This is a genomic window from Anoxybacillus sp. PDR2 (assembly GCF_009834045.1).
Lineage (GTDB): Bacteria > Bacillota > Bacilli > Bacillales > Anoxybacillaceae > Anoxybacteroides > Anoxybacteroides rupiense.
On the sequence record NZ_CP047158.1, the window covers coordinates 3,140,554 to 3,151,576 of the forward strand.

Annotated in this window: 9 protein-coding genes; 4 read left to right on the forward strand and 5 right to left on the reverse strand. The window is 42.1% G+C overall.

Features of this window, described 5'->3' with window-relative positions; all coding sequences use genetic code 11:
* The first annotated feature begins 160 nt into the window (after nt 1-160).
* From GRQ40_RS15095 to GRQ40_RS15105, 3 genes are all read left to right on the forward strand, one after another.
* Nucleotides 161-1,141: a metal ABC transporter solute-binding protein, Zn/Mn family gene (locus GRQ40_RS15095; protein WP_159720290.1), complete on the forward strand. Its 981-nt coding sequence runs from the start codon at nt 161-163 to the stop codon at nt 1,139-1,141.
* Between the two features lie 129 nt (nt 1,142-1,270).
* Complete coding sequence (locus tag GRQ40_RS15100) at nt 1,271-2,623, forward strand: cytochrome ubiquinol oxidase subunit I (RefSeq protein ID WP_159720291.1); 1,353 nt, start codon at nt 1,271-1,273, stop codon at nt 2,621-2,623.
* 13 nt (nt 2,624-2,636) lie between these two features.
* Nucleotides 2,637-3,677 (forward strand): cytochrome d ubiquinol oxidase subunit II, encoded by a 1,041-nt coding sequence (locus GRQ40_RS15105; protein ID WP_066150013.1) that lies wholly within the window; start codon nt 2,637-2,639, stop codon nt 3,675-3,677.
* Between the two features lie 70 nt (nt 3,678-3,747).
* Here GRQ40_RS15105 and GRQ40_RS15110 read toward each other — a convergent pair whose 3' ends face one another.
* The 4 genes from GRQ40_RS15110 to GRQ40_RS15125 form a co-directional block, all read right to left on the reverse strand.
* Nucleotides 3,748-5,703: a beta-propeller fold lactonase family protein gene (locus GRQ40_RS15110; RefSeq protein ID WP_066150010.1), complete on the reverse strand. Its 1,956-nt coding sequence runs from the start codon at nt 5,701-5,703 to the stop codon at nt 3,748-3,750.
* Nucleotides 5,704-5,799: 96 nt separating this feature from the next.
* Nucleotides 5,800-7,881, reverse strand: a complete 2,082-nt coding sequence (locus GRQ40_RS15115; protein WP_066150008.1) for a hypothetical protein — start codon at nt 7,879-7,881, stop codon at nt 5,800-5,802.
* 63 nt (nt 7,882-7,944) lie between these two features.
* Nucleotides 7,945-8,469 carry a hypothetical protein gene (locus GRQ40_RS15120; protein ID WP_066150005.1) on the reverse strand — a complete coding sequence of 175 codons (525 nt, stop codon included), beginning with the start codon at nt 8,467-8,469 and terminating at the stop codon, nt 7,945-7,947.
* Between the two features lie 19 nt (nt 8,470-8,488).
* A complete protein-coding gene (locus GRQ40_RS15125; RefSeq protein ID WP_044745842.1) occupies nt 8,489-8,788 on the reverse strand; it encodes a DUF2325 domain-containing protein in 300 nt (99 codons plus the stop codon).
* Between the two features lie 163 nt (nt 8,789-8,951).
* Here GRQ40_RS15125 and GRQ40_RS15130 point away from each other — a divergent pair, with 163 nt between their 5' ends.
* Entirely contained in the window at nt 8,952-9,113 is a 162-nt protein-coding gene (locus GRQ40_RS15130; RefSeq protein WP_080862021.1) for a DUF1540 domain-containing protein, read from the forward strand.
* Between the two features lie 208 nt (nt 9,114-9,321).
* On the opposite strand, the gene GRQ40_RS15135 is transcribed toward GRQ40_RS15130, so the two are convergent.
* Nucleotides 9,322-10,794, reverse strand: coding sequence for an o-succinylbenzoate--CoA ligase (locus GRQ40_RS15135; RefSeq protein ID WP_066150002.1), 1,473 nt, complete (start codon nt 10,792-10,794; stop codon nt 9,322-9,324).
* Between the last annotated feature and the right edge of the window lie 229 nt (nt 10,795-11,023).

Below are 11,023 nucleotides of genomic sequence, written 5' to 3' on the forward strand. Positions count from 1 at the left end.
GCAAGTCCGTCTTTCTTATAGCTACATACACGTAATGATTAACTAACTAACTGCATGGGTGAATAAAAAGAAAAAAAATACTATTCAAATCGTAATGATTACGATATAATGAATGAGACCATTCATCTCTGCTTGGTAAAAATGAGAAAGGAGAGCATTCATGAGACGAAAAACACTGTTAGCCATCATTCTTCTTGTTGGATCAATCATGCTGTTTGGCTGCAATAAACGTGAAGAAGCAACCGATACAAACAAGCCAAAAAACACACTTACTATTTATACGACTGTTTATCCGTTGCAAGATTTTGCGCAAAAAATTGGTGGACGCTACATAAAAGCAGAAAGCATTTATCCTCCTGGCGTTGAGGCACATACATTTGAACCGACAACGCAAACGATGAAAAATTTAGCAGATGCTGATGCATTTATTTATATCGGCCAAGGAATGGAAGGATTCGTCGATCAAACGAAACAAGCACTAAAAAACGAGCATGTAAAGCTCGTGGAAGCTTCTAAAGGAATTCAATTGCTTGATTCTGCCCATCACGATGAAGAAGGGGAAGAACACGAAAGGCATGAAGAAGCGGAAGGGCACGATGACGACGGTCATCATCATGGCGATAAAGATCCCCACGTTTGGTTAGATCCTATTTTATGCATTACAATTGCCGAAAACATAAAAAATGCTTTGATTGAGCTAAAGCCAGATGCGAAGGAAACATTTGAAAACAATTTTGCCGCTTTAAAACAGCAGTTGCTTGATATAGATCAACAATTGCAAGCTGTAGTAAAAGACGCTCCTAAAAAAGAACTTCTTGTTTCTCATGCAGCCTACGGCTATTGGGAAAAAAGATATGGCATTGAGCAATTAAGCATCGCGGGTCTTTCACCGACTAATGAACCTTCACAAAAAGAGCTGGCTCAAATTATTCAACTCGCGAAAAAGAAACAAATTCATTATGTCATCTTTGAACAAAATGTCACACCAAAGGTGGCTGAAGTTGTCAAAAACGAAATCGGCGCTGAAGTTCTTCGCCTTCATAATTTAGAAACACTTACAAGCGAAGATATAAAAGAAAATAAAGACTACTTCACAATCATGCATCAAAATATCAACGTATTAAAACAAGCGTTGCAATAAAGAAACGAAACCACACTGTCGACTTGACAGTGTGGTTTCGTTTTTTCCTATGATTTCTTCTCTGCATATTTTTTAGAAATATGTGGATAATAACAGCAGCTAATCATGAATGGAAGGACGGTCTTTTTTATGGATGATTTGGTCATTGCCCGCTCTCTATTTGGCACTACTATGGCGTTTCATATTATTTTTGCGTCTCTCGGTGTAGGAATTCCGCTAATGATTTTATGTGCCGAACTGCTCTATCAAAAAACGAAAAATCGCGACTATGCAGTTATGGCTAAAAGATGGACAAAAGGGATAGCAGTACTGCTGGGAGTTGCCATTCCCTCCGGAACCATTGCCGGCGTCCAGCTTTCATTGCTATGGCCTGGATTTATGGAAGTGATCGGCAAAGTGATGGCGCTGCCTTTCCAAATTGAAATCTATGCTTTTTTTGTTGAGGCATTATTCATGTCTATCTACGTATATGCCGCTGATCGTATTTCGCCGGCCATGAGAATTTTGAGCGTTACTCTTGTTGCCCTTGGCGCAAGCGCTTCCGCTATTTTAATTACAAATGTTCATGCTTTTGAAGGCACTCCCGACGGTTTTCGCATCGAAAACGGCCAAGTCGTTGACGTAGATCCTTGGGCTGCATTTTTTAATCCCAGCTTTTTTGTCACCGCTGGACATGTAACAGTTTCAGCCTTTATGACAGGAGCATTTGTCCTTGCTTCAATTTCTGCTTACAAAATGTTGCGGGAAAAAAATAAACGCGTTCTTGAATTTTATCGTAAAGCACTGATGCTTTCGCTTGTTGTTGGCGGGATTTTTTCTATTTTAACAGCGCTGAATGGCCATGAAGCCGCACAGCTTTTGCATGAATATCAGCCGGAAAAGCTGGCAGCAGCTGAAGGATTGTTCGAAACGCAATCGCACGCTCCTCTTGCCATTGGCGGTTTTACAGATCCTGACACGCAATCGGTGAAATGGGCAATCGAAATTCCATGGCTCCTCAGCTTTCTTGCCGGCAATAGCTTTGATACCGTTGTACAAGGATTAAACGATTTTCCTAAAGAATGGTGGCCGCCATTATTTATCCATACACTATTCAATGCGATGGTAGGCATCGGCTCATTCCTTATCCTGCTCTCCTTGATCGGATTGGTTTGGAGCAAAGTGATGAAACGCCCTGCGTTTCCTCGTCCGCTGATGTGGGCCATTATCGCTTCCGGACCTCTTTCCATGCTGGCTATTGAATTTGGCTGGATCTTTGCCTGTACAGGCAGACAGCCATGGGTTATATACAGGATGATGAAAACAGAGGACGCTGTGACACAATCGGAGAATTTGGCACTGCTGTTTATCTTGTTCGCAGCCATCTATATTGTATTAAGCATCGCCGTCGTTCTCGTATTAAAATACTATTTTCGGCGCCATCCTGTCATCAACGAACTAGCTTCACAGGAAACCGGACATTCAAATCATTTTACGCAATAAGGAGGCGAGGAACATGACAAATGAACTCATTGCCATCACTGTGCTATGGGGATTTATTTTTATCTATGCGGTCATGGCAACCATGGATTTTGGAGCTGGTTTTTGGTCGATGATTTATATGAATCGGGAAAAAACAGCCGCAACCAATATTGCCAATCGCTATCTTTCCCCTACATGGGAAGTGACCAATGTGTTTATTGTGGCAATCGTTGTCGCGCTTGTCAGCTTTTTTCCTGGAGCGACCTTTTTGTTGGGAACTGTTTTATTAATTCCCGGGAGCATTATTTTACTGCTTCTCGCGATTCGCAGCGCTTTTTTAGTATTTGCCCATATCGCTAAGGAATATGAAAAAGTGCTGACCTACATTTCGGGAATCAGCGGCATGATCATCCCAGCTCTACTGATTAGCGTCTTGCCAATCACACATGGCGAATTTATTGAAACGGTTGACGGGGTCGCAAAACTGAGAATGGATAAGCTGTTTACAAGCCCGCATGAATATGCGTTCATTGGCTTCGCCATCTCCAGCACATTGTTTCTTTCTTCCCTGCTGCTTGCCGACTACTCCAATGAAGCGAATGAGCTGGAGGCATATCAAACCTATCGCAGAGATGCTCTCATTCTCGGACCCATTTCCTTATTAATGGCGCTTTTTATTATGCTGACGATGCAGGATGAAGCACCTTGGCTGTACGAGCGAATAATGGACTATTTGCCATGGCTCATCGGTTCCGTGGCCATGTTTTTTGTAGCGGGGGCCGCTCTATTCTTGCCGTCTGCCAAGCATCAGTCCATACGGGGAAAACCTCGATTAGCGGTCGTCGCCATTGTCATTCAATACTTTTTAGCGAGCTACGCTTATGGAAAGGCCCACTTGCCATATATGATCTATCCGGATGTCACGATTCAGTCAGGTTTCACTCATCCGAATACTTTTCGCGCGCTGTTTATGTCATACATCATCGGGTTTGTTATTCTCTTTCCGGGATTCATCTATTTTTGGCGATTATTTATGAAGGATAAACGCTATCTTCAAAAAAATGATCCATCATAACGTTTGGCAGTTATTGAGATCGTCATAAAAAAGCCGTTTTGGCCATGGCCAAAACGGCTTCCCGGTGACTTTATTCAAGTGAACGCACATATTCCGCAATAGCGGCTATTTCTCCTTTTGTTAAGCTTGTCACCTCTTTTGTCTGATGGCGCTGAATGGCTTCTTCGATCGTTTTGGCGCTGCCATCATGCAAGTAAGGGGCCGTCGCCCAAACTCCTCGCAATGTCGGCGTATCCCATTGTTTTGGTGTGCGAGGGTTGGCAAAATGGGCTCTCGCGTCTCCATTTGAAGCTTTATCCTGTGGATTCGCTGTGCCAATATCATGTAAATAAGCTGTATTCGCTATCGTCAATACTCCTTGATCGTCCACTGCTTTTGTACTATCTGTAAAATATTCTCCTCCATGACAGCTGAGACAGTTCCCTTTACCGTTAAACAGCTTTTCGCCTTCTTGCGCTTTTGCTGTCAAGCTTCCATCTTTATTTCGATACGGGCTTTTCGGTACAGGAAACGAATGAGGATCATCTAAATACGCAAGAATCGCATCATACATATGCTGCACATCCGATGGCAGCGGCTTCTCTGGATCAAGGGCCATCATCCCGCCCATTTCATTTTGTACCGTATGAATGTAATCGCTAAAATCATCGCGAGAGCCATCCCACATAAACAATCCCGTCTTGGTCGTTAGCACATTGCTTGGCACGTTGCGCGGCCCTTTGGGCGTCAAAAGTGTCAGCCCGTTTATTTCCCCGTCACTATGGCAGGAAGCACAACTCATCCAGTTATTTCCTGTAATATCGATCGCAAATTCGTCGCTATTCGCGCTATAAAAAATCGTCTTTCCTTCACGGACAAGTGGTGATAAAGAATCTTTGGCAATTAAGCGTATCGTTCCTTTTACTGATCTTGCTTTCGCATAAGGCGCTTTGCCTCCTGTATGAATGACGGCAAGATCATGGCTCATTGCATTGTGGACAAATAATTGCTTTCCATCCGGTGAAATTACAATCCCTCTCGGATTATTCCCTTCAATGCGCCGCAAAATTTGGGTTGCGTTTCCGCCGCGTTTTAAATCAAATACGACTAAATCTTCGCTTCCTGACATCACTGCGTACATTTTGCTTCCATCTGGCTGAAACACAATATCATATGGATTCGAAACAATGATCGTTTCATTTTTCACATCTTGGACATTGATTTCCGTGAATAATTCCTTTCTCTCATCCACCAATTCTCGATCGGATGCAAGATCAATGACAGAAATGGCCGGAAAAACCGTTTCTTCAAACTGAATCGGCGTATCAATATTCGTCAGTAAATGAGGAATGTAGGCTTTTTTTCCATCTGGTGCAATGACAAACTGCTCAAGCGTGTTCGGAATACCTTGGCTCTTTTTCCGATCCTCCTGATCCGGTGATGGCGCTAACGTAATTTCTTTGATGACTTGATTTTTTTTCGTATCAATCACACTTATTTTTCCATCTAGATAATGAGGTACATACAACTTTCGGCCATCAGCCGTTAGCGCCAGCGTACGCGGTCGATCACCAACTGGAATTTCTTTCGTTTCTTTTTGCTTTTCCAAATCAAATACTGATACCGTTCCTGAACGATAATTAGCTACGTAAAGCGTTCTTCCGTCCTGGCTTGTCACAACTCCAAATGGTTCAATTCCTGTTTTTAAATGACCCATCACTTTTTTCTCTTTAAGCGAAATAATATCTACTCGGTCATCATGCATACAGGACACGTATAAAAATTGTTCGTCCGGACTTAATGCAAGCTGTCTAGGCTCCTTTCCGACAGCAATCTCTGCTTTTTTCTGCTTCGTCTTTGCATCGATTAGCGTGACAGAAGGAACATCAATATTGGCGATATACAGCATAGTTCCTTTTTTGTTAATGGCAATATTGTCGCTGTGGACGGCATAGTGGCGAATGGTTTTTTGGTCTGAATGAAACACTGGACTTGCCTGACAACTCGTTAGAATCAGAAAAAAAATAAGTAAGACCCCTCTTTTCATCAGCGTTTCCCCCATTTTGATTCACGAAAATGAAAACCATTATCATTTTATATGAAAAAGCGGCAAATCTCAATGCTTGCCGCTTTTATCCATTATTTATTCTTTTTTTGGTTTTACTTCCACATTCAATAAAATTGGCGCAATTCCATATTTTCCGTGTCCTGCTTGCACTTGTGGCACATTGTCCCCATCTGTATTGCCTGATTTGTCGCCTTTTATATACACATCTCCGGTATCCCAAAATTCACTGGCCTGCATTCCTTCCTTGATGCTTGGACCATCAATAATCCGATCATAAAAATCAACATAGCGCGAAATGATGGTCTCTCTTTCCAGTACTTTGACAGGCTGATCGGAGTCCGTGTTATTGAGATTGTTAAGGGCAATGCGCAGCACACCTGATAACGCTCCAGCTACAAATGGAGTATATTTCATTTCATTTTTTCCCGTCTTATAAACACGGAGTTTTTGATCCCAAAAATGCTTGTCCATCGCTTCATAAATTTTACGTGCTGCCTCCCGGTATTGCTCGTCTTTCGTCGCTAAAAATGCCGCTGTGAGACCGCGAATCGCACCGAGTTGGGCAAGAAGAGTAGGTTCGTCTGTTTCAGGACCTTGACCAATGATCCAGCCATTTGCTACAAGGCCATCTTCCCTTATTAATTCATTCATGATAAAATCAGCTTGTTTTTTGATCAGTTCAAGTGCACGTTTTCCTTCAGGAGTGCCAAGGCCTTGGGCATCTTCTCCGCTTGCGTAACCCACAGGCAATCCATCAATCGCGCGTTCAAAAATGCGCAGCGCTTCCATCGTATAGCCTGCCTGGAACGTATCTACTCGTTTTCCTTGTGCACTTCCGTTATTCTCTTCAACAAAAGCGCCTACTTCTTGATTAAAGTGCATGGCATCAATATTTTTAAACACCTGCAATACCACATCGCGATTCACTGAATATGGATCATTCGAAACAACATCATTCGTTGGATTTTGATCGAGATTTTCTTTCGGCGCACTTGGATATGGCGATCCGTCAAATACAGCTAGAAAAGCAGGATTTTGATTTTTATTATCCGGCCGCTGATCTGTCACACCATAGAATTCTGATGCAGGCCAAAGCATCAGCCATTGATCTTGCAACAAGCTTCTTTTATCCTTCACAATGAGCTGTTTTACCTTTGGCGCCAATTCATTCCCATCTTCTATCACCTCAATTTCATGAGGCAAATATACCCAGCCGCTTTGAGGATTATATTGGCTTCCTGCTGCTTTTGTTAGCCCTTGCTGTTTCGCACTGTAAAATAAATGATCGCGGACAAAATTAAGCTTGTTCCAAATTTCTTCAGTTAAAATCATGCCTTGCATGCCATCTGCGGAGCTTACTCCAAGCGCAATGTTAGGATCTTGATCGTCATTTTTGGTTTTCGCTTCAATCTCTTCATCTTTATCAACGGTATGTAAGCCACCTAAAAAATCTCCAGCCCATAATGCCTGTTTTAAAAATGTGCCGCCATAGGCAGAAGGAGTTAATCGTTTCTCCATTTTGCTCCGATCCCAACGAAGCGATTGAAAATCGACTTGATAAACCGGAACATAGGTTTTGTCATTATTTTCCGCATACACGTCTGTATCGACTTTTTGGGCATAATGCGGATCACCGCCTGCATATTCAATCATTGTCGGAAACATATTGCGGAAAATTTCTTCATGCGCATACCCTACACTGTCAGCCAATTGGTAAAATCGCTCTGCCAACACCTCATCGTTTGACTTCTGCGCTTTTTGCGCCTGCTGCTCTGTCATTGGACCATAAATCAAATGCAGCCCAAGTCCCGACTTCTCCGTGACCTCGTACATTGCTTCTTCTGAGTATTCGTACGATTCAATCCCTGCAATATAATCAAATTTTGTCGGTTTATCCATTTTACGCGCATCCAATACATCCAAATCAAGTCCAAGCCCCTCGGCCAAAGGCTCCCCTGACAACTCAAATTCTGAATACGCAAACATGTTGCCGGCTGTATCAAAAGAATAATCGGTCACCGGCACAGAAATATTGGCTGATGTCTCACCTTTCTGTTTTTTCTCGCTCGCTTCATTGGTTGGTGAACACGCTGAAGCCAGCAAGAGTGATGAAATCACGGCCGTTGTCGTCATAACCTTCCACGGTTTTTTTCCCATAGCTACATCCCCCAGTAACTTTAAAACGATTTTCATTATCATCTATGTTTATTTTATCTTAATTTATTTTGTTTTCAACTGTTTTAAACGATTTTGCGCAACGACAGCCTGTATTTGGCGTTGTCCAGTAAGAAGCGAACAAAATTCTACTGCTACTGTTTTAGAGCTCTCTCTTCTTTCGCTCTCAAATGCCGCTGCTATCCTATTCATATAATAAGAATAAAACGCTTCATCCTCTTGGAGGATAAATTTGCGGATGATGCACATTTCATCTTGTTTGTATGCAATATCAACATCGACATGTTTCGTCCCATATTCAATTCTCTCAAATAAAAGAAACCAGTCAATCGTCGGATCTAAAAAACGAAGTAAATAGTCCGTCGTTTTCGCTAGTACTGTATAATAATGGATATTGGAATGAAACACTTCTTGATCTACGTGGCGCCAATGTTTTTCTACAAGCTTTAATACAAGTGAAGCGGATCGCGACGAAGAAGGAGCCTGATAATATTCTGTAATGATTTTTTTCATCGCTTCACCTACTAGCTGGCGCCAATTTTGAGGCATACATAGCTTGACGGCACTCATTTATGTATCCCTCCACCTCTCAATTCGCTTGTTTCGTTACTTTCGCTTTTTGCAGCACAAGATGAATAGAACTCCATGAACGCTTTACAAAATAAATCGGTTTTTCTTGGTTTTTCGCTTTTTGCTTAATTACTTTGGCTAAATTATGATTAACATAGTCGGTCATCACCAGAACAAGATCGATATGTTCAGGAATATCCCGCTTAACCATATTCACTTTGCGGCCATCCAGATGAATAATTTCCTTAAATCCTGAATTTATCAATTTATCGGTAATATTTCCGAGATGATCAGCACCTACTACAAGCAACGATGACATATTTTCTTTCCCTCCATTGCTTTCAACTTTATTTTCATTCTAATTGAGAATGATTCTCTATGTCAATAGATATAAAATTTCTTATTATTTCCGTTATATCTTTTTTTTAATCAGTCAAAAATAAAAATGTATTAAATTTACTAAACTTATGGAGGGAATCACGATGGCAAAAGATGTGCTTTGTGAAGTGAAAAACTGTCATTACTGGGCAGAAGGAAATCGCTGCAGTGCAGAAGCCATTTATGTAGTCAGTCACACCGGAACAGAAGCTTCTAACTCTGGCGAGACGGACTGTAAAACGTTCGTACCAAACGACGAGCTATAAAAGAGCTTATCTTTATCCGCATTTTACTATGATTTGGAATTGTCCCTGTTATGTCATAGAAAAAGCGGGACACAGGCTGTGCAGAAGAAAACGAAATAGGCCAGCAGTTGTCTATCGTTTCAATTTGTATCAATTCCTTTATATGAATAGTTAAGCCATAAAAATAAAAAGAGGTTCATCCGTTTATATAGACGGATTACCTCTTTTTTTATTGTTCGTGTTTTGGAATTAAATGAATTAATTGGCGCCGCAACAGCTTTTTGGCCGCATTGCGCGGCAGCTCATCTACTATATATATACGTTTTGGCACCTTGTACTTTGCCAAGCGCTCCCGACAAAATTCTAAAAGCTGTGGCGGTGTAACCGATACGCCATTTCTCAGTTTAACAAAAGCATAAGGCACCTGTCCCCAGCGCTCATCTTCCACTCCCGTCACTCCCGCTTCTTCGACCGCTTCATGCGAAAGCAGTATCGCTTCAATCTCTGCCGGATAAATATTTTCACCGCCAGAAATAATCAAATCGGATCGGCGATCAAGAACATAAAGAAACCCTTCTTCATCTATATAGCCCATATCCCCTGTATAAAACCAGCCATTCCGTAACGCTTTTTTAGTTGCTTCTGGCCGATGCAAATATCCTTTCGCTACATTTGGCCCCTTCACAACAATTTCTCCAGGTTCATACGGCCTAGCTGTTCGCCCATCCGTTTCGACGCGAAGCTGAGCGGGAAAAAGCGGTTTTCCTGCTGACCCTAGCTTAGAAAAACTATACTCTGGCGCTAATGTAACAATTTGTGATGCCGTTTCTGTCATTCCATAAGTTTGATACACAGGAATTCCTTTATCGCGGCACGCTTCCAGCAGCGGCTTTGGCGCGGGTCCTCCCCCAAGCAGCATACACCGGAATGTATGGGGATATGTCAAGCTTCCCAATTCGGAAATCATTTGCTGTAGCATGGTGCTGACAACAGACATAATCGTGGCTTTTTCTCCTAGAATGATCTCATTTGCTTTTTTCGCATCAAAGTGCTGCATCACATAAACGCTCATTCCATAAATCACACTTCTCATCAAGATCGACAACCCACTTATATGAAAGAACGGAACAGCGGCAAGCCAACAATCCCTTTCCAATAAGCCTAAATTTAAAGCTGAGCCAATCGCGCTCCACCAATGATTTCCATAAGTTTGTAATACTCCCTTTGGCTTTCCTGTTGTGCCCGATGTATACATAATTGTTGCTACTTCGTGAAAATCATATTCTTGCTGAAGCGGCACCTCTTGCTCTGGCAATGAAGCAAGCTCTGTTGCCGTTACAACAGGAACTGAGCTGCTGTTGGCATCATCGCGCCATTGTTCATCGACAATCCACCATTTCGCTCCGCTATCTTCAATTTGCCAATTCAATTCTGAGGCTGTTAATCTTATATTTTGCAACAATACAACGGCTCCAATATAATGAAGTCCATGAATGATTTCCACCATCGCCGTGCTATTTTTCATCAATATAGCGACAATATCACCGCGTTGGACGCCAAGATAAGCTAGCCTTCCCGCCGTTCTTACCGCTGCTGTATGAAGCTCAGCAAATGTTTTTTGCTCACTTCCCTCGTAAACAGCAATGCGTTCTGGAGTCAAAAACGCACGCTGCATAAGCCAGTTTGGTGTTGATGTATACATAAAGTCCCCTCCTTTGCTTGATACAAAGAAGCAGCTTCAGACTGTTAACGAACGTTTTCATCCTAAGTTAATCGCATCACTCATCCGCTCATGAGCATCTCGGTTTGATTCGCTCATCTTCGTTTGCTGCGTTCCCTGTCCATCCAGCGTTTTCAAGACAGTCTAAATGAAAAGACCCTTAAAATAACGGTAGACAAAGTCTAAATGGACTTTGTCTACCGTTCTACAG